Annotated in this window: 18 protein-coding genes, 1 tRNA gene and 1 pseudogene; 10 read left to right on the forward strand and 10 right to left on the reverse strand. The window is 38.1% G+C overall.

Annotation, left to right across the window (positions count from 1 at the left end):
• Window positions 1-22: 22 nt before the first annotated feature.
• Window positions 23-907 (reverse strand): LysR family transcriptional regulator, encoded by an 885-nt coding sequence (locus ACXAG7_RS13230; protein ID WP_476667071.1) that lies wholly within the window; start codon window positions 905-907, stop codon window positions 23-25.
• Window positions 908-1,015: 108 nt separating this feature from the next.
• Here ACXAG7_RS13230 and ACXAG7_RS13235 point away from each other — a divergent pair, with 108 nt between their 5' ends.
• The 3 genes from ACXAG7_RS13235 to ACXAG7_RS13245 all read left to right on the forward strand — a co-directional run bounded on the left by ACXAG7_RS13235 (window position 1,016) and on the right by ACXAG7_RS13245 (window position 4,995).
• The gene (locus ACXAG7_RS13235; RefSeq protein ID WP_476667072.1) at window positions 1,016-1,636 is read left to right on the forward strand and encodes a LysE family translocator; all 621 of its coding nucleotides are present in this window, start codon (window positions 1,016-1,018) and stop codon (window positions 1,634-1,636) included.
• A 232-nt stretch (window positions 1,637-1,868) separates the two neighbouring features.
• A tRNA-Arg gene (locus tag ACXAG7_RS13240) sits at window positions 1,869-1,942 on the forward strand.
• A gap of 2,504 nt (window positions 1,943-4,446) precedes the next feature.
• Complete coding sequence (locus ACXAG7_RS13245) at window positions 4,447-4,995, forward strand: hypothetical protein (RefSeq protein ID WP_476667073.1); 549 nt, start codon at window positions 4,447-4,449, stop codon at window positions 4,993-4,995.
• A gap of 270 nt (window positions 4,996-5,265) precedes the next feature.
• Here the strand turns inward: ACXAG7_RS13245 and ACXAG7_RS13250 are convergent.
• From ACXAG7_RS13250 to ACXAG7_RS13260, 3 genes and pseudogenes are all read right to left on the reverse strand, one after another.
• Window positions 5,266-5,432, reverse strand: a pseudogene (locus ACXAG7_RS13250) (integrase core domain-containing protein); the annotation flags it as partial.
• Window positions 5,433-5,795: 363 nt separating this feature from the next.
• Window positions 5,796-6,494 (reverse strand): LytR/AlgR family response regulator transcription factor, encoded by a 699-nt coding sequence (locus ACXAG7_RS13255; protein WP_476667074.1) that lies wholly within the window; start codon window positions 6,492-6,494, stop codon window positions 5,796-5,798.
• Window positions 6,494-7,558 carry a sensor histidine kinase gene (locus ACXAG7_RS13260; RefSeq protein ID WP_476667075.1) on the reverse strand — a complete coding sequence of 355 codons (1,065 nt, stop codon included), beginning with the start codon at window positions 7,556-7,558 and terminating at the stop codon, window positions 6,494-6,496. The genes ACXAG7_RS13255 and ACXAG7_RS13260 overlap by 1 nt, the downstream gene beginning before the upstream one ends.
• A gap of 212 nt (window positions 7,559-7,770) precedes the next feature.
• Between ACXAG7_RS13260 and ACXAG7_RS13265 the strand changes: the two genes are divergently transcribed.
• Window positions 7,771-8,808, forward strand: a complete 1,038-nt coding sequence (locus ACXAG7_RS13265) for a DUF4405 domain-containing protein (protein ID WP_476667076.1) — start codon at window positions 7,771-7,773, stop codon at window positions 8,806-8,808.
• 185 nt (window positions 8,809-8,993) lie between these two features.
• On the opposite strand, the gene ACXAG7_RS13270 is transcribed toward ACXAG7_RS13265, so the two are convergent.
• Genes ACXAG7_RS13270 through ACXAG7_RS13290 form a run of 5 tightly spaced genes read right to left on the reverse strand, consistent with a single transcriptional unit; the run spans window position 8,994 to window position 12,442 of the window.
• Window positions 8,994-10,103, reverse strand: a complete 1,110-nt coding sequence (locus ACXAG7_RS13270) for an alkene reductase (protein WP_476667077.1) — start codon at window positions 10,101-10,103, stop codon at window positions 8,994-8,996.
• Between the two features lie 4 nt (window positions 10,104-10,107).
• On the reverse strand, window positions 10,108-10,494 hold the full coding sequence (locus tag ACXAG7_RS13275) for a cupin domain-containing protein (RefSeq protein WP_408042857.1): 387 nt from the start codon (window positions 10,492-10,494) through the stop codon (window positions 10,108-10,110).
• Window positions 10,472-11,041: a hypothetical protein gene (locus ACXAG7_RS13280; protein WP_476667078.1), complete on the reverse strand. Its 570-nt coding sequence runs from the start codon at window positions 11,039-11,041 to the stop codon at window positions 10,472-10,474. Before ACXAG7_RS13280 ends, ACXAG7_RS13275 begins: the two co-directional genes overlap by 23 nt.
• On the reverse strand, window positions 11,019-11,450 hold the full coding sequence (locus tag ACXAG7_RS13285) for a DoxX family protein (protein WP_408042855.1): 432 nt from the start codon (window positions 11,448-11,450) through the stop codon (window positions 11,019-11,021). The genes ACXAG7_RS13280 and ACXAG7_RS13285 overlap by 23 nt, the downstream gene beginning before the upstream one ends.
• Window positions 11,447-12,442, reverse strand: a complete 996-nt coding sequence (locus ACXAG7_RS13290) for a polysaccharide deacetylase family protein (RefSeq protein ID WP_476667079.1) — start codon at window positions 12,440-12,442, stop codon at window positions 11,447-11,449. The genes ACXAG7_RS13285 and ACXAG7_RS13290 overlap by 4 nt, the downstream gene beginning before the upstream one ends.
• A gap of 91 nt (window positions 12,443-12,533) precedes the next feature.
• Between ACXAG7_RS13290 and ACXAG7_RS13295 the strand changes: the two genes are divergently transcribed.
• Together ACXAG7_RS13295 and ACXAG7_RS13300 are read left to right on the forward strand one after the other, a co-directional pair.
• Window positions 12,534-13,376: an AraC family transcriptional regulator gene (locus ACXAG7_RS13295; protein WP_476667080.1), complete on the forward strand. Its 843-nt coding sequence runs from the start codon at window positions 12,534-12,536 to the stop codon at window positions 13,374-13,376.
• A 13-nt stretch (window positions 13,377-13,389) separates the two neighbouring features.
• The gene (locus tag ACXAG7_RS13300) at window positions 13,390-13,995 is read left to right on the forward strand and encodes a carboxypeptidase-like regulatory domain-containing protein (protein ID WP_476667081.1); all 606 of its coding nucleotides are present in this window, start codon (window positions 13,390-13,392) and stop codon (window positions 13,993-13,995) included.
• A gap of 4 nt (window positions 13,996-13,999) precedes the next feature.
• On the opposite strand, the gene ACXAG7_RS13305 is transcribed toward ACXAG7_RS13300, so the two are convergent.
• Window positions 14,000-15,880 carry a WG repeat-containing protein gene (locus ACXAG7_RS13305; protein WP_476667082.1) on the reverse strand — a complete coding sequence of 627 codons (1,881 nt, stop codon included), beginning with the start codon at window positions 15,878-15,880 and terminating at the stop codon, window positions 14,000-14,002.
• Between the two features lie 96 nt (window positions 15,881-15,976).
• Here ACXAG7_RS13305 and ACXAG7_RS13310 point away from each other — a divergent pair, with 96 nt between their 5' ends.
• The 4 genes from ACXAG7_RS13310 to ACXAG7_RS13325 all read left to right on the forward strand — a co-directional run bounded on the left by ACXAG7_RS13310 (window position 15,977) and on the right by ACXAG7_RS13325 (window position 20,199).
• The gene (locus tag ACXAG7_RS13310) at window positions 15,977-17,317 is read left to right on the forward strand and encodes an NAD(P)-binding domain-containing protein (RefSeq protein WP_476667083.1); all 1,341 of its coding nucleotides are present in this window, start codon (window positions 15,977-15,979) and stop codon (window positions 17,315-17,317) included.
• Window positions 17,318-17,473: 156 nt separating this feature from the next.
• Window positions 17,474-18,640, forward strand: coding sequence for an MFS transporter (locus ACXAG7_RS13315; RefSeq protein WP_476667084.1), 1,167 nt, complete (start codon window positions 17,474-17,476; stop codon window positions 18,638-18,640).
• Window positions 18,612-19,154, forward strand: coding sequence for a sigma-70 family RNA polymerase sigma factor (locus ACXAG7_RS13320; protein ID WP_476667085.1), 543 nt, complete (start codon window positions 18,612-18,614; stop codon window positions 19,152-19,154). The genes ACXAG7_RS13315 and ACXAG7_RS13320 overlap by 29 nt, the downstream gene beginning before the upstream one ends.
• A complete protein-coding gene (locus tag ACXAG7_RS13325) occupies window positions 19,123-20,199 on the forward strand; it encodes an ArsO family NAD(P)H-dependent flavin-containing monooxygenase (RefSeq protein ID WP_476667086.1) in 1,077 nt (358 codons plus the stop codon). The genes ACXAG7_RS13320 and ACXAG7_RS13325 overlap by 32 nt, the downstream gene beginning before the upstream one ends.
• Window positions 20,200-20,339 lie beyond the last annotated feature (140 nt).

A 20,339-nucleotide genomic window follows, 5' to 3' on the forward strand; every position in this document is an offset into this window, starting at 1 on the left:
CAACAGAACTCAACTCTTGTATTTATGAATTTCTATAGCCTCCTAACTCACAGGCTTTATCAGCTAACTCGATTACTTTCTTCACCGTATTATTCAACTCTTTTTTTCGCCAGCTAATAAACAAATCAATAGTTTCTTCAAGTTCTATAAAAACTACATTCTCTAACTGAGAGGATTTAAACGACAGAGGCAATACAGAAATACCAAGCCCTTTAGAAATCAGATTTATAATCATACCTCCAAAGTCTGACTCAATAACCGTTTTAGGCTCAAAACCCTTTTTCGAAAACCACGATCGTAAGGAAGCGGCAAAAAACGTTGCTTGATGTAAACCCGAAATAATAAACTTCTCATCCTCTATACCTGTGAAATCACCGGTACTAAATCGATGATTTTTGGGTACCACCAAGCACATAGGCTCTGAATACAATATCCGAGATTCAATATTTGCATTATCAAACTTCTCCCTCCCCAAAGCGATGTCTGTTTTAAAATCTATCAGTAGCTTTTCATGACTCTCATCCGTTGGTTCGATGAGTTCTATTTTCAACTCTGGCAATTCACTGTGTAAAACCTCCAAAAAGCTAGGTAAAAAATCATAGGCTATAGATCCAGGATAGGTAATTGCAATAGTCCCCGCTTTTCCCTCATCAATCTTTTTTCCTTGCTGCAGCACCTGATCAAACTCCTTTAAAACATTTGACCAATGCTCTTGAAAAAACTTCCCTGCATTGGTCAGTTTCACATTGCGTTTATCTCGCTCAAAAAGCTGAATCTGCAGCTCATCTTCCAATGCTTTTATCTGTCTACTCAAGGAAGATTGTGAAATAAAAACCTTATCTGCTGTATTCCAAAAATGGAGTTCTTCACTGAGTACTAAAAAATAGCGTATCTGTTGTATTGTCATATTTAATGCAATTTTAGCATTAGTCTATCAAAAATATGTATTTTAAAAAGGCCTACAAAGCTGTTCTTTTGTCAAAAACATTCTATCCATTCTAAATGATACCACACCATGAATATAGATAACTTGACTACTTTTATGATTACCGCTTTGTTCTTTATCATGACTCCAGGAATCGATACTTTTTTCGTTTTAGACAAATCAATTAACCAAGGAATAAAATCGGGACTCTATGCCACCCTAGGTATAAACACTGGAATCATAGCACATACACTATTTACTGCTATCGGATTATCAACTCTTTTGGCTGCCTCTACCTTCATCTTTACTTGTATAAAAATTTTAGGAGCGGCCTACTTGATACATTTGGGCTACACGAAGTACAACAATCGAACCTCCCATACTAAAAAAGTACCCTTAACATCAAAACACAGTACTAAAAACGATTTTTGGAGCGGATGTATAACCAATGTATTAAATCCGAAAATTGCATTATTCTTTTTAGCGTTCTTTCCTCAATTTGTCGCTCCGAATGAATTAAACAAGCCTACTCCATTTTTAGTATTAGGACTTACCTATGCAATAATCGGAATCGTATGGTATTCTATTTTAACCTTATTTGCCGGAAGTTTTAATCAAAAGCTTTTAGAAAACCCCTACTACCTGCATTGGTTAAATAAACTCAGTGGTTTAGTCATGATCGTCTTAGGATTAAAAATAGCCATTTCCTAAACCTCCCCCTTGTTTATGCTATCCACGACATCCTTCTTTTAAACGAATTAAAGTAAACCCCCTGTAAAATTTCTAGTTCCACGACCTTTATTTACGGTAGTCTTGAGAAGAACAATCCAAGCAGCAAAAAATTAAAAAACTACCTATCAATCACTTACAAAAAACCTTTGAGTTTTTTCATTTTTTATTGCAATTAATTGAAAATATTTTATATATTTGCATCCGCAATTACGGCCTCGTAGCATAACTGAATAGTGCACTTGATTACGGCTCAAGAGGTTGCAGGTTTGAATCCTGCCGAGGTCACGAATAAATCAACAAAAAGTTGAATCTGAAGCAAGCTCAAATAAAAGAGCTTGCTTTTTTATTTGAGTGAAACGAAGATTCTTTTGTTGATTTTCAAAGCGGAGCTTTGTCAGGAAAAACCTAGTTAATCCTGCATACCCATTACCAACCTTTCGGCAGGACTCTCCAACGCACCACCTGGCTCTTCATTATTAGAGGTCTACTAGACCTCGAATGAACATTCAGCCCTTGCCGAGGTCACAACAAGCAGAAAGTCCATCCTTTTTAGGATGGATTTTTTTTATGTTATAAAGCGAATGCAAAACCTTAGTTTTGGATAGAGCGTAATAACTTAAAAAAATTACGCTTCGCGTAAGGGACTTTCTATTTTCAAGAGAGAGCTTTGTCAGGAAAAACCTGGTTAATCCTGCATACCCATTACCAACCTTTCGGCAGGATTCCCCAACGCACCATCTGGCTCTTCATTATTTGAGGTCTACTAGACCTCGAATGAACATTCAGCCCTTGCCGAGGTCACAACAAGCAGAAAGTCCATCCTTTTTAGGATGGATTTTTTTATGTTATAAAGCGAATGCAAAACCTTAGTTTTGGATAGAGCGTAATAACTTAAAAAAATTACGCTACGCGTAAGGGACTTTCTATTTTCAAGAGAGAGCTCAATCAGGAAAGGCAAAGCCAATCCTACAGATTTTTCAATAAGCAGAAAGCACATCCGCCAGGATGCATTTTTCAAACGAAGACAGCAGAAAATTTATTTTACTAATGGAGAAGTATGAAAAATAACAACGAAGTGAGAGGCTTTCTATTTTCAAAAGAAAATTCACTTAGGAAAAACCTAGTTAACCCTGCATACCCATTACCAACCTTTCGGCAGGATTCCCCAACGCACCACCTGACTCTTCATTATTAGAGGTCTACTAGACCTCTAATGAACATTCAGCCCTTGCCGAGGTCACGAATAAAAAAAATTAAAACATTAAATTTTAAAGCATATAAAATCCTCACTTTTAGATTTTCACGACAAATTATACTTTAAAAAAAGCCCCATACAAACGTTATCCTATCCCCAAAAAAAATTCCCAATAAAAATGAGTGGACACTAACATATAGGATAGCCATGAAAAAGAATTACGTTAAAAAAGACAGAAGACGTGCTTTATACACACAACTCTTAAAAGACGGCAAAAGAAAAAAGATTCCTTTAGACATTTTTTTACAACCAAAAATGTTTGAGAGCATAAACAACTAGTAAAAGAATATCTCAAACGGTAACAAACTACAACTTATACATAAATAATAATAAAGCTACTATTTACTAAATAGCAGTAAGCTTTCGATTATCTCAAACCTACTTAACTTTTGAAAGGCTAATTGAAGATTTAACTAACCCAACTTCAAAAAAATAAAGAATTAAAATACATAACTAACAATTTTAAAAGCACTTAACTTTTAATATAGCTAGACATACTTTCGCTGTTAATTACCTGATTTATGGAGAAATAATTGAAAACCACAAAAACCTCAAGGCATTCCAAATTCGAGAAACAATGATTTATGTTCACATAGTTGATTCAATATTAAATGGAGAGATAAACAAGATGTACAATATGTTTAATTTAGACGATTAATTTGTAAAACTTTCACATAGAAGGTATATTATTTGTGAAATAACTATTCTCTTTGTTCTCTAAAAAGAAAAAAGCAGTTCAAAAAAACTAATAATCAACAAAGAATAAAAACGTAAGACCAGTACAAATTTATCCTTGAAATTTGCAACATGGGATGCGGTGCTTTTCTACTCAGTAAGTACCCCCACTTTTAGCTGGGTTTTCAAAGGTTTGCTTAATATTTCATAAATTTGAGTCACAAAAAAATTGTACGAATACTTCATTGTTATATCTACATTTTTAGGCTATATACTTACCAAAAATTAAAAACTAAGGAAACCCGTAAAGTAACCTTGGCTCCTTTTTATATATTTACCTAAAGTTCCTTTTATCCGGAGCTATAATACAATAAACGAGAACTTTGTTCTCTATATATCGAGTTACCACAAATTTTGAAAAAACCAAAGCAACTACATATCGGCCAACTTTCCTATACAAGCATTCTGATTACTATGTATTTGGACGAAACACAGTAAGACTTTGATAATGTTCTAGCTGTTGTATATGAATATTTCTATTATAAAAACAATAAATCATCTACTCGGAATTACAAAGTGAAATCATATTCTCATCCAACCAAAATGGTATTTCGAATCGTATCAAGAACACGAATACAACTATGTATTGTTCTTATGAACAATACAATTGTATTAGAAAGATTTTTAAAAATATTAAATAAAACCAGTACATAACAAAGGCTATAAGTAATTGCTTGGTATCGCTTACTTCTGAAAATTCCTCACAGATTATTAGTTTGGTGTGTACTAGTAAAACTAAGTATAAACCCACGCAACTACTCATATTCGAGACCGTTAACAAAAATAAAATTATAAAAAAATGAGCGCAAAAAAACAAATTTTAGTACTAGCATTATTAATAACATCATCTATGTTTTTTGGACAGAATACTGAATCTTCAACTCGGAAATTTATAGATAAAGCTAAGTTTACTAGAATAAACAAAGATTGGACAACTATTGCTAAATTTAAATCTGGTATCGGAGAAACAGTAGAGTTTTACCCGATTGAAGTAATCAATTTAAAAACAGGAGAAAAAACCCACGCTTTACAGCTAGATATGAAAATTAAAAAACCTGATGTATTTAAAACTGCTTGGATCGGAATTGAGGAAATTAATGAGTTTATTACTTTTATTGAAAAAAATGTAATTCCAAATTTAGATTTGAAGTTTAAAGATAAATCATCAGAATTTATATTTAAAGCAAATGAGATGACATTATCATATTTCGTTTATGAGAAAACAAAAAGAATAACTATAAAACTTAATAGTTATGATAATAGTAAATCTACAAATTATACCTTCTGGACTGAAACACAAGTTAAGAAAATTCCAAAGCTTTTAGATATTTTGAAAATCATAAAATAAAATACTAACATAAGAAGTGTACAATTCATTGCTACTACTAGCCCACTTTCGAAAATCCTTCGGGTTTGCTGCCGTTCGTGTTTTATATATTAAACTAGGTGATCTCCTTACGAATTTAGGTACTGTTAGCAATTAGAAAATCAACGTTACTTACACTCTTTGCAATATACTCATTGGGAGAGATATCTCCCAATGAACTATGTGGTCTAAAACTGATATAGTCCACTCTCCAAATATCGAACTATTCTTGGGCACCTTCGAAAAAAACTAATTTGCATTTAAACATTCATCTCTAAAACTTCCATTGAAGGATTCAATATATGGGGTATCTGTTGGTTTCTAGGTCTTGAGAAGTCTAATTCTATGTTATTTCTATAAGCCCATTTGTCTACTATTTTACTGATGAATTCACTTCCGCTATCTACTTTGATTCGTTTCAGGAAAACAATCTAGAGGCTGTGTTACTTGCTACACCACATCAGTGACATCACTCCCTTAAAGAGATTTTCCTGCATAGATTGCCAAACATTTTCAACTAAAATTATCCACTACAATTAAAGCTCTGAAGCGAGCCCCATTATATAACTAATCTGACACAAAATCCATATTCCATCATTTATGTAAATCACAGTCATTACCTGTAGTAGGTTTTCTATGGGGGTGCTGAACGATTTCCTTTAGGACGTTTGGATCTAAGATTTAATCCTTCTTCACCATACTCGTGATACATGCGTTTATGATCAGTCACAACAAACAGAAAGTCCATCCTTTTTTAGGATAAAACTAGCTCTGCAATAACGCTATAGCAGCCCCTCTAAAGCTTCTCTATACTGCTTACCAATGGGGATTTCAAGACTGCCTATTTCCACATCATTTTTAGTAAATGCCGTTACCTTTTCCTTGTTTACTATATACGACCTATGAACACGAAGAAAATTACTATCAAGTGCCAACTCCATGGCCGACAAACTGTACTTCACGAGATGAGTTTGCGTATCTGTAACTATCTTAACGTAGTTTTTAACACTCTCAACATATAAAATTCGATCAAAAACTACCTTTACCTGCTTTCTATCTTCAGTCACAAACATATACTTCTTTGCGTCTGTAGGGTTCTCAGATGACTCTATGAATTGCTTTCCTCCAGACTGCGTTAACTTAAAACGAGCTACAGCCCTTGAAAAACGTCCAAAAGTAATGGGCTTCACCAAGTAATCCACAGCAGCCAGTTCAAAACCTTCCACCGCATAATCTCGATAAGCAGTAGTGAATATTACCGCTGGTTTTACCACAAGATGCTTATAAAAATCGGTTCCCAACAAGCCCGGCATTTGGATATCTAAAAATATTAAATCTACCTCCTTTGTCGCCAAAATATTAATGGCTTCAATTGCACTGCTACAACTGGCTACAATCTCTAATTGGGTTATTTTTTCGATGTGGTTGGTCAATAGCTTTCTTGCCAAAACCTCATCGTCTACAATCATACAACGGTACATTACTTCTTTTTTAACGTTAACTGAATGAAATATTTATCTTCCTTATCAACGATACGAATATCGTGTTCCCCGGGATACAACAATTCCAATTGCTGTTTTACATTCGCTAATCCAAGACCTTTTTTCATTGACACTCCCGCTATTGATATAGGCTTGGTATTTTCAACTACAAAGAAAAATTTATCTGCTTTACAAAACAACGACACCTTAACTGTAGCCATTTTTAGCTCCTGACTCACGCCGTGCTTAAAAGCATTTTCCACAAAAGTAAGCAACAATAAAGGCGCTATTTTAAAATCTGTGATTACCTCTTGCTCAAAAGATATCAAAACTCTTCCTTCATAACGAATTTGTTCTAAAGCCAGGTAGTTTTCTATCAAGTCAATTTCCTTTTGAATCGGTACAAACTTTGATTCTGTTCCGTACAACATATACGATAATATATCTGAAAGTCGTTCTATCACCTGAGGAGTTTTATCAGATTTCTCAACACTCAATGCATACAGATTGTTTAAGGTATTGAACAAAAAATGAGGGTTTAGTTGCTGACGTAACTGTCTTAACTCCTCCACTTTCTTGTGCTCCTTTGCCTTGCTAAGTTCGTACTGTTTTTCATAGAACTGTAAGGCCGTCAGAAAGAATAATGGCTGTATATAAAACAGCGGAAGCTCCCAGAATACAGCCTTCACATCAAAAGTTCGCTGCCATAACGTCAAATGTCCAAAGCTCTCTATAAAACTCAAGTAACAAGTTGGATACCTAGGTTCTAAAACATTCATCCGCATCCACACATACATAAAATTCACTATCAAAAACAACCCAACCAATTCAATTCCTGCTAACCACCACTTTCGGTACTTTTTGTATCGGGGTACAATGAAGTACAATACGGTATAGGCTACGATAATTTGAAAAAACAAGTGCATACCATAGGTCACAACTATTTCCTCAACAGAGGTAAAGCGCTCACGAGCAGATGTCGTGTAAAAAGAAAATACCGCAACCCAAAACAATAGATGCTTATACAAAGGTGTGGCAAGTACGGTGTTAATTATAGACTTCATTGTAGCCCACAATGTACAATAATTAGCCTTGCTTCCTGCTTTATTGCGTCCAAACTATAGTTTTTGGGTACATACTCAATCTTTCTGTGTACAAAACTCAAAACTACCTTCTATCCCCTAACTAAACACCTTTGTCCTCTTTTAGTAAAAGACCTTCCGATAGGCCCTAGTTTTGAACTTCAAATTTTACTGAACTACTTAATACAGTACTTATGTCATCAAAAAGAAAAATCACCAGTATTGGTATCGCCATTAGCTTTTGCCTGTTAAGTGGCACCGGAATTGTTATGTATTTCCAACCCTTTCAAAAAACCACCGCTTCCATACATACGGTTTTTGGCTTGGTATTTCTGCTCTTAGCAGTCGGACACATCATAAACAACCTACGTCCATTGAAAAACTATTTCCTAAACACTAAAAAAACATTCCTAAGTTTTCACGCGAGTATCCTCGCCAGTATTTTATGCCTACTTTTTATGGGACTTTTTTTCAATATCCAAGGTTTTCAGTCGATCTATAACTGGGGAAACACCTTCAGGAATAGCTTGGAAGGAATTACTACCTTAGATGACGGAACCCAGCGTATCGCAATCAACAAATCACTAAACGACCTCAGCTTTTCCTTTGACGTCAAAAAGGGACCAGCTTTCCGCTATCCTATGATGGTCATTTGGTTAGAAGATTTGGAAGGAAACTACCTAGAATCGCTGTTCGTTCCGAAAGCCATGGCTACGAGTGAATATCACAATGCCAAACCCGATGCCCAAGGGATTTGGAGACCTGGAATTGTCAGACGTCCTGAATCACTGCCATACTGGGCACATAAACGAGGAATTCCCGCAGCTGATGGACTCATGATTCCTATGGGGAATGCTCCCGATTTGGATGCCGTATCCGGAGCTACTCCCACTGACGATTTTATCATTACCACACAAACAAGACTTCAAAAGCTACAGAAATTCCGAATCTTACTAGAAGTAAATCAATCCGATGATTGGAATGCTTATTTCCACAAAAATCGATTCCCGAACGACAGTATTTACAGCGGTGGTGGACGCGTAGGTCAACCCGCCCTCATCTACGGAGTTACGGTCGACCTCAAAAGTTTTTCTACCTCCAAAAACTTTTTACTTGAACCCATTGGCCACAGTCACCCTTCGGGAAAAAACGGCACGATGTATACCGACTTATCAACTATCAGTACCGCTTTCCAAATCTTTGATAGAGCGCTGGTAAAAATATCCAAGTAAAACAACAAAAATGATCCCCAACACCGCAGTGTTGAGGATCAAGTGATGGACTCCCCCGTTATAGCCCGTCCTCACCTAAATTTTAGTATTTCTTCACGAAGTGTTTCGTTCAAAATAAGCGGTCCTCAACATAACAAGGTATCGAGGACCCGCTTACAACAAGTGAAAAAAGGGATGCTATTTACTTAATTTGACAGTGCTGGATAATCTGTATATCCCACAGCAGTACCACCACCAAACAAGGTATGCGTATCTGTAATTTCATTTAATGCTGCATTTACAGCTACCCGCTTTGGATAATCAGGATTGCTAATAAACTTGCGTCCAAACCCGATAAGATCGACTGTTTTTGTAGCTAGTAATTCCGCTGCATCTTTAGGTTGTTTGTTTCCTGTTGCGATGATGGTATTGGAAAACTTCGATCGCAAGCTTTTTCTAAATGTCATTGGTACCTGAGGAGCATCGTCCCAGTCTGCTTCACACAAATGCAAATACGCAAGGTCTAAAGTATCCAAGGCTACAGCCGCTTCCATAATCGTCTCTAAAATTTCAGGGTCGTCCATGTCTTTAAACTTGATAAACGGCGATAATCGCACTCCTACCCGCGAACTCCCTATTGCCTTCACCACCGCTTTTGTAACCTCCAGCAACAAGCGAATTCTAGCTTCCTTGCTCCCTCCGTAACCATCTGTTCGCTTGTTAGAATTACTGCGAAGAAATTGGTCTAGCAAGTAACCGTTAGCCCCGTGAATTTCTACACCGTCAAATCCTGCTGAAACAGCATTTTTCGCAGCCTGTGAAAAGGCGTTTACTACTTCCTCAATATCTTTCAAAGTCATTTCCCTAGGAGGGTCTACAGGAACAAAAGTGGCATCACCATTAGGAGCGCCATCAAAGATGTACACCTGTGTATCGGCAGCTGGTATTGCGGAAGGTCCTAGAGGTTGTAATCCTGTCACTTTTGCTGAAGAAACTCTACCTACATGCCATAACTGTAAAAAAATCTTCCCACCCTTTTCATGTACTTCTCGTGTGACCAGCTTCCATGCTTCTACCTGCTCTTCTGTATAAATACCGGGGGTGCGCGCATAGCCTTTTCCTTGTAAACTAATTTGTGTCGCTTCAGAAATGATCAAACCAGCGGAAGCTCTTTGTCCGTAATAGTTCGCCATTAACTGATTGGGAACATCCCCCGGTTGCGTACTTCTTGAACGCGTCATCGGTGCCATTACAAACCGATTTTTTAAGGCGAGCTGTTTTAAGCAGTACGTGCTAAATAACGCTTCAAATTTCATCTTCTTATTGTTTAAATTCTATTGTTGTAAATATTAATAGGGTTTTCCCCGTATTTTCTAAATTGTGCACAAAGCTGTTTTCCTCGGTCAAATCAGGAAAACACTTTACATCACCTTGCTTGTAATTTGTTTCAAGCACCTTACCATCACCGTAAAAAGAACGAGAACTTCCATTACTCTGTGCAATGTATACATACGGCAAGGCATGTTTGTGAAACGGCAAGGATTGCTGTGGTTCCAAATGCGTACTCCAAACCCGTATGCTCGAATCTTCATAAACCAGTAACTCTCCTAAACTCCTGTTATTACGAGCCTCGCGTAAGGATGCTTTCAAATCTTCTGTCCACGGATAAAACCAGTTGTGAACTTTATTTATTTCTTTTATTACCATCTACTTTGACTATAACTATTTTATTTTTCCTCTTATCCTCTAACCAAGTATTCAATAGATTACGACTTCGCACTGTTAACCACCCGATTGTAAATCCTACAACTGCATGTATCACAATTTGAAAAAAGAGATACCTAAAATCCCCATTGTGGAGATCGGCCTTAAAAAAGTGATGCAGTACCGTTCCTATAAATGCAATGGGTACTAAAGGTTTCCATTGCTGAACCCATTCCAGAAAAATGATACTACCGGCTATAAAAAACACCAATATCATATCGATATAAGGCAACAACACCTTTATACTTTCGGGCTCGGCCAGTATTCGAAGCTTGTACTGAGTTGCAGCATAATTAATCGTAGCCCCCACCAACATGGCTAGTAGAGCTCCCACTGCCTGTTTAACAGTAACGATATACATAAAGTACAAGGCCCACATAAAAAACAACAAGGAACTCATCAGTGACACTTTTGCACTGAGCAGTACTACCAACGCTGCAATCACTCCTACTAACACGCCGTGATAGCTACAGGTTCTCAATTCTTTCATCGCTAAAGTTTTTTATTAAAAAATCAATCGAAAAATCATTCTTCTCGCCACAAAACAACAAACCACAAATGGCAAATAAGTACAACATTTGTCCTTGTATCCACGACCATTGTTCAGCAAAACAAGCCCCAATCATCAACACAATCAACATACTTCCTCCCCATATCAAAGCTCTTTGCGTATACAAGCCGATCACTATAAGCAGTCCAATCCCAAATTCCAATATCGGCAACAGCGTTCCCCAACTAAACACCAACCAATTCGGAAGCATCGTTTCTTCAAACATCCCTAACATCCAATCTCTAAACTTCGCTAATTTGGACAACCGCACACCTCCCCTGAGGGTTAATCCAATTCCTACAGCCACACGGAGTAGTAAATAGGCCCATTTATTTCTTGAATCATTCATTCGTTACGATGGTTTTCAGTGACACTTCCTTCTTGGTGTAATGCATTTTCTGCATTTTCTACAGGTGTATTTGGGTCATCTTTTACCAGACGAGCGATGGCATCTTTACGCATAAAAACAACTCCCCGATGTTTTTTTGCATACTCAATAAACTCATCCATTATATGGACTAGCGCTGGTGAACCTCCAATCCTGTCATGTAAACTCACTGACATCATTCGCCTGTGTTCTAATCCTTCAGAATAGAGCTGATCAAACTCTGCCTTTAATTGCGCCAAAAACTGATCAGGGCTCCAGTGTTTCCCCGCAATGTTTACGATATCATTATTTCTTAGGGTATAAGGAATTACTACAAAGGGGCTGTTTCTAACCTGCACAATAAAAGGTTCGTCTCTACTCACATCATCAATATGATATAAAAAGTTTAGGTCTTGTAGTACTTTTAAGGTATTCGGACTTCTGCGGAGCCAATTAGAATTGTATCCAACTCCTCGGAATCCCGTAATGGCTTGGACGGTATCTATACCTTTTTTCACAAAATCATATTCCTGTTGGTAAGTCAAATTCCATTGATCATCCCAAGCAATGCCGTGGGCAGCAATCTCATGTCCTTTATTCGCTATGGCTTTTGCGACTTCTGGATACCGAATAGCAGCCTCACCAACCACATGTGACGTAACTTTAATTTGGTGCTTATCCCATAAGCGAAGCATGCGATAAATTCCCTCCCGAGCCCCGTAGCGAAACCAACTCTCAGCAGGTAAGTCTACCTGATTAGTAGGCAAAGGATTTCCCGAAAAAGGACTTTCAGCTCCCGCTGGTTGTCCACCCGTTTCGAACTGCATCGACATGGAAATTACCAAACGAGCCCCATTGGGCCAATGTTGGATTGGTGGCTTTGTAATTGTAGCAAGACCTCCCGAAAAAGTACAACTAGCACAAAACATTCCGAGTAACAAAACCACACTACTTCTATTCACACTGTTATTCATTGTATTAACATTTTAAACACAGTTCAAAATTACCGTAGAACACCCGTAAAATATTTGTAATTTTAAAGCCTATTATTGTAAAAAAACACCCATGAAACGAATCTTTAGCAGTAGGACTTTCAATACTTTTCAGTTAGAGCTCGAAACTTGGCCTTATCCAAAGCACACCCATAATTTTTACGAAATTATACTCATCAATCAAGGAAAGGGGCAACACATACTCAACGACAGCACAGTTCCTTATGAAGAAAACAGTGTTTTTTTATTAACTCCTGACGATTATCACGCCTTCCAAATTCAAGACCCAACGACTTTTACGTATATCAAATTCACAGAGCAATTGTTTCGTGAAAAACACTTCAGCACCTACGATAATCAGTGGATTAAAAAAGTGGAAAACGCCCTTTACAAACCGAATACTATTAGTGAAAACTTAGTCATCGACCCTAATGACAACACTTTATTATTTACACTATCTAAAGCTCTTCTACAAGAATTCAAATCTCCTAAACGTTATTCGAGAAACTTGTTACTAGAACTTTTTGGAGCCGTCCTTATCATCCTCATAAGAAATCTTGAAAAGAAGAATCCTCCTACGAGTAATACCGTATATATAGAACAACAGAAGCTTCAGGCGGTTTTAGCACATATCCGTAAACACCTCAACGACAAAGCTTTAGTAACCCAAAAGTATATTGGGACAACTTTCAATATATCTCCTAACTACCTCAGCAAATACTTAAAAAAACATACGGGACTCGGTTTACAAAAAATTCTTACAGAAACGCGTTTAAAAACTGCCGAGCGCTTGTTGCTACAGAGCGGCTTAACAATAAGTGAAATTGCTATACGTGTAGGTTTTACTGATGCTAGTCATATGAATAAAATATTTCAAAAATACCGTGAACGCAATCCAAGTTCATACAGAAAATAACTAACTTGGAGGCATGAGAAAGAACCTACTTTTACTAGTATTAATAGCACTGCATCAAGGTATCCATAGTCAATGCGACACTATCAAAGGTCGGATAATTTCATCGATAAGCTTCAATCCAATTTCAGGAGTTGACATCCAACTTAAAAACGACACTGTCACTACCAAAACCAATTCTGAAGGATACTTCCACTTCGTTCCTACAACAAATTCCGCTTCCTTTAATCTAGTCTTAAATTCGTATGGCTACCCTGAACAAACCTATCGTTTTCGCAGTAAATACTGTACTAGAAAACACATCAAAAACATTGTATTAGTCGATAGCTGTTCAATAAATGCAACCCGAGCAAAACATGACTGGAAACAACAACGAGTTCGACTTTTCATCGACAGTACCCGTTTAACTAAATCCCTGAGTGATCTCCAACGAGAATTTGAACAAAAATTCCATTGTAAACTCATCGTGTATAACGAAAGTAAGCATTTCAAAGAGTGCTTAGCACATTACAATAGCTATGTACTAAAGCGTTTACGATTGACCTTTGGCAACTTGTGGCAAAGAGAACGCTATCCCTTTATCCTCGGTAAAGAAACTGGACATTCTTGTTTGGGAGGCTAGGCTATTAGTTATTATAACTATCCATAAGGCCCGTGGGGAAATAGGTCTTTTTATACCAAAATTGAGCCGGATTGATACTCGCTGGAACTTCATTACTATACACCTCTTTTACCGGACCTCCCAACGATTCTTTATAACGTAAGCGGGCACGTACAACAGTTTTGATCCCCCCCTCATAGCGTGGTACCCGGAACTCCCAGTAGTGTAAATAGGGTAAAAACAAAGTGTGATAACTATTACCACACCAACTGGAAGGCTGATACTCAATTGCCTTCCATTCTCCTTTTGTTGTTTTCGCTTGAAGTACCAACGGTATGCGACTATCTTGTGCATCAAAAAACAGGGTATCCTTTGCAGCGTTCACTATTTGCAACGACAGGCCTTTGTCTATTTTTTTAGAACCGTTTAACGTATCCGCATTTAAGAATACTTGAAGTCTTTGTTGATTCTTTACTAGTTTTCCTTTCCAAGGTCGATACATATTTTCAGAACTCGCCCAACCTCCTGCCCCACTATACTTAGGCAATTCGGGCGAAGCAGCTATTGCATTTACTCTCCTCATATAATCAATATTAAGGACAGCGTTCACCCTGGTAGTACGTTTTTCAGGAACATTTCTGATGATTTTCCCTAGTGAATTTACATAACTCAGCTTCTCCTTCTGGTCTATCATCAACAACTGTCCATTCATAAGGGACATAACAGATAAAACATTTGTTAATTTCGTATAGCTTTGTGTTTTTGTACTCCACAATACCAACACATTATTCATTTTTTCTATCCCTTCAAAACAGATCAAATCACTGTAGCGATAACAATCATAAACCTCCATATCAAGATTCTTAAACTCCTTGATTCTCGTTCCATCTAGACGAATCATTTGCCAAATTCCATTTGCTTTCACCAGAGCTACGTCGTTCATAAAGGGAAGCCCATTCCGATTTTTATCATAACTGATTTCTTCATATCCATGATCACTTACATATTTTCCGTGTTTGTTTATCAAACGCCAAGTCCCATCCTTTAATTGAGCAAAACTAACTCCTTTGGTAAAGGGTAAAACATTCGTAAACTTTGTTGTTGTAAGCAATAGCTTCCCTTCCAATGAAACAATACCAATCCCCTTTTCATCAGACGAATTGCCATTCAGTTTTACCACTGCAAGTCCTTCTGAAAATCGTCCTGTATTACCGTATAAAAAATCCCACGGTTTATCCTTCAACGAAAACAAGTGCTCCCCCTTTTCATTGACAACCCAATCTTCATCCGTATCCATTGGAGTCACTTCAAAGAGTCCTCCTTGTAATGATCTGATATATTCAAACTCTCCCAAACCAAACAATTCTTTCCCTGTTTGCTTTGCTAACAAAGCTAATTGATTGTCTTTAGAGCATAAAAGATACTTTGCTCCTAAGGCTCTCACCCTATCCCATGAAATGTTGTTTACAACATCTCCTTCTTTATCTATGATACTAATTTTCGAATCTGTTCCAAAAGCTTTAAAGTAAGGAGAATCTGGAATGGGAATAAGCTTAGTATAATCGTGATCGAAGAGTAGCTCACCTTTGCTATTGATCAAATAAGGTTTTGATTTTTTAAACACCACAGCAACCTCATTTTCAAAAGACCAAACCATATCATAAGTCGGAGCAATTACCCATGTTCCTGTATTGTCAATATACCCAAAATGACCAGCTATCCGCGCGGGTGCTAATCCATTAGCAAACATCCCTAAGTTTCGAAACTTCGGTTTAATAACAAGGGTACCCTTACTATCCATTACCCCTTTTAGTCCCTGTTCTTCTATGGGAATCAAAAGTTGTTGTCCAAACATTACGGTAAACGAAAAGTAGCATAGGATAAAACCAGCGAGGTATTTTTTCATATCACAAACAATTTTAATCAAAGATACGCAAAATAAGAGTCCCGATGCATCATTTTTAAATCCTTCCGTCTTCTAAGGTGAACAAAACACTACGTGATGGAAAAACAACATTTACCAATAGCCATTATAGGAGCAGGACCAGTAGGGCTTGCAGCTGCTGCTCAGCTACATCGTCGCAAGCTCCCCTTTATTATTTTTGAGGGTGGAACCTCGGTAGGAAACAACTTGCGGTCTTGGGGACACGTGTCTGTATTTTCGCCTTGGAAATACAATATAGACGAGGCAGCAAAAGCATTACTTCAAGCTTCTCATTGGAAAGCTCCCGACAAAGATGCGCTCGCCACAGGAAATGAAATTGTAAGCCAATACTTACAACCTTTAGCAGACCTTCCACAAATAAAGCCGTATCTTAGACTCAACACCAAAGTACTCACTATCAACCGAAAAGGTATTGATAAAATGAAGACTTACGGCAGAGAACAACGCCCTTTCTCTATAAAAGTAGAAGTACAAGGAAACTATCAATACTATGAAGCCAGTGCCGTTATTGACGCTTCAGGAACTTGGAACCAGCCCAATCCTATTGGATCTGGAGGTGTATGGGCACAAGGTGAAGAACAGCTCAAAGATCATATCTTTTACGGAATTCCCGACATTAAAGGAATTCACCTCGAACGCTATAAAAATAAAAGCATCGCAGTGGTCGGAAGTGGTCATTCCGCCATTAATGCATTGCTCGATTTAGCCGAAATTCAAGAGCAGTACCCAGAAACAAAAATATCGTGGATTTTGCGCAAAGAACAGGTTCGTGAAGTATATGGTGGACAGGAAAATGACGCTCTTGAAGGACGAGGAAAACTAGGAATTCGCATACAAACCCTTGTCGACAGTGGTCGTTTACATATTTACACCCCATTTCACATTTTGGAGGTAGCAACCCATCAGCACAAAATTCAATTGATAGGCAAACATCGTGAAGAGGATACCGTATTAAAAGATATTGATGAAATTATCAGCAACACCGGATCTAGACCCAATTTAAACATGCTACGAGAAGTTCGAGTAGACCTCGATGCCGCATTGGAATCTGTATTCGACTTAGCAACGTTAATCGATCCAAATATTCACAGTTGTGGTACCGTTAGGCCTCACGGAGAACGAGAGCTACGTCATCCTGAAAAAGATTTTTACATCGTAGGTTCAAAGAGCTACGGTAGAGCACCAACTTTCTTGATGGCTACAGGCTATGAACAAGTCCGATCTATTGCCGCATATTTAGCCGGTGACAAACAAGAAGCTAAAGAAGTAGCACTTAATTTACCAGAAACAGGAGTATGTAGTAGTGGCATCGGTACTAGTGAAAATACGGTTGCCTGCTGTGAACCCCCAAGTAGTCCAACACCTATAAATTCCGTTGCCAATAGCTGCGGATGTTAATCTAATAAATACCTTATTAACGATGAAAAAAAGGAGAGTAACCATTACTATAAACCCGACTAAAACCTCAGGCAGCTGCTCAAAGAACAGCGTAAATCCCGAGTCAGCCTCCAAAGAGCAGGCTAAAAAAACAACTGTAAAAAACTCGTGTTGCTAATGGACAACCCCACGCTTTTAAAAAGCTCCTCATTACGAGGAGCTTTCACTGCTAGTATTACCATGTCTTTCGCGGGTTTGGGAGATGCCCTTCTGTACCCGATACTTCCGGTGTATGGGAAAAACCTCGGTTTTAGTGTCATTGCCATTGGCATGCTCCTTTCTATCAATCGTTTTGTTCGCATTTTAGCCAATACGTATATTGCCAATCTCGTGCGTCGCATGGGAGCTAAAAAAATACTTCTAGCCACCTCTTTATTAGCGAGTATCACAACCTATCTCTATGGTATTGAATGGGGGTTTCTTCTCTTTTTTATCGCCAGAATTCTGTGGGGTTTATGCTATTCAGGACTAAAAATCGCAACCCTTGACATCGCTTCTAAAAGTGGTAAGCACACCGGTCTGGCCTTTGGCTTAAGTCAAGGAATCAAAAACTTAGGTCCCCTACTTGTATTGTGGTTAGGTCCTTTACTCATAGAAACTTTTGACACCTCCCTAAGTTTTACGCTCGTAGCAATAACGAGTAGCCTTGGAGTACTATTTGCTCTTACTATACCAACAAATACCGCTACAACAGCGATTAAAAAACAGACGGTGGTAACTAGTAAAGCCACTTTTCGATGTACCCCAGTCAATTTACTCGTATTTATGTTGGCCATCAGTGTGGACGGTGTTTTGGTGGTCACCCTTGCGCAACTGTTTCAAACCAATACTACAAATTCCATCGACCTACTGAGTACTATAGCGCTATACTTGCTTTTCAAAAAAATAGGTACTATTGTCTTTTCAATAGTAGGTGGCTATATCAGTCTGCATTTTTCTGCGACACATTTGTTTAACTACGCAGCTATCGGATGTATCTTGGGGTTGATATTCATTGGACTGGGATACCTCACAACAGGAATACTCCTATCGTTTGTACTCAATCCGGTAGTTGTCTCTTTTGGCCCAGTAATGGCCATTCAAACCACAGGCAATGCCCTCCAAGCAATTTCCAGCACAAGTACTTGGTGGGACTTAGGAGCTGCACTTGGTGCGCTGCTTGGAATTTACCTTTTAAACCATTTGGGAATACCACTGCTCTACGTATCTTTAGGAGTCCTCAGCGGTATTGTTTTTTTAAATTTTCATAGACATTATGCAACAACAAGTAGTTCAACTTTATAATCCTTTACTCAATTACGTTAAAAAACGCGTTCGCAATATGGAGGACGCTGAAGACTTAACTCAGGATGTATTTTTAAAGCTTGCCAAATCTGACGAACAGCAAGTTAACAACCTGAAAAGCTGGGTGTATACCATTGCTAGAAATACGATTACAGATTACTACAGAAAAAAAAAGCTAGCCGTTGACAGTATGGCAAACGAGCCCCCAGAAGAATTGACTACTGACACAGAAAGATCTAAAGAACTGGCTACCTGTGTCGCAGCTTTTATCAAGGAGCTCCCTGAAGAATATCGAGAACTTTTGATACTTTCAGAACTCAAAAATATTCCACAGAAAGAAATTGCGGAACAACTCCAAATGAACTACGTCACGGTACGATCAAAAATTCAGCGAGGGCGTAAAAAGCTGAAACAACTCTTTGAAAACTGTTGTGAAGTAATTCAGGGAGGCAAAGGCAGTATTGTCGATTTTAAAAAACGAAGTGTTTGTAATAAACGCAACTGCGACAGCTAATACTTTGGAAAAAATTTACGACACTTTAATCATTGGAGCTGGGCAAGCTGGGCTGTCTGTTGCCTATTTTTTAAAGAGGCATACTTCGAACTTTTTACTTCTAGATGATCAGAAGCAGCCCGGTGGTGCCTGGTTACATACCTGGGATTCACTTAAACTATTTTCACCCGAAAATTACAGTTCACTTTCGGGCTGGCAACTGCCAAAAACATCCGAAGAATATCCGAGCAAAGCGAATTTTATATCCTATTTAGAGCGCTATGAAAAGCGTTACAACTTTCCTATTCAACGAAATACCATAGTACACAGTGTCCATAGAGAAAATGAGTATTTTAAAATCATTAGCTCACAGGGTACTTACTACAGTAAAACTTTGGTCAGCGCTACGGGTACTGCCAAAACTCCATACATTCCTACGTACCCAAACCAAGAGCTCTTTTCGGGACAGCAATTGCATTCGGTGCACTATCGATCTCCCCAACAGTTTACCGGGCAAAAAGTACTCATTGTGGGCGGAGGTAATTCAGGAGCACAGGTACTCGCTGATGTTTCAACAACAGCACATACCCAGTGGGTTACTCTCGAAGAACCTGTATTCTTACCCGATCACATAGATGGACGTTATTTGTTTGAAGCTGCTAACGACACCTATTACGGTACTAACCACATTCCTAATAAGCATTCGCTTAGCAATATCGTCATGGTGAGCAGTGTTAAAGAAGCCAAAACCAGAGGAGTCCTGAACGCCAAACGTCCTTTTCAAAATTTTTATGAAAATGGAGTCGAATGGAAAAACGGAGCGTCAGAACATTTTGACAGCGTTATTTGGTGTACGGGTTTCAGTCCTAACCTAAGGCATTTAGATCCCTTAGAAATTACCATCGATGGAAAAATTTCTACTCGTGGTACACAAGCGTTAGCGCTACCAAGTCTTTGGTTAGTCGGTTATGGAAACTGGACAGGTTTTGCCTCGGCAACTATTTACGGTGTCGGAAAAACGGCTAAACAAACCGCAAAAGAAATCAAAGCATATCTCGAGAATTAAAATCATCACAGTATCCATTGATAACAGTGCATTCCAAAGTTCCAAGGAAGGTAATCTTTTAAAAACACCTGCCCAATATGCATCAATTATAAAAAAACGCGTCCTAAGCATAAATACTGTTTAATTATAAAACTTACCAA

The organism is Tenacibaculum sp. AWR4_210, assembly GCF_056160945.1.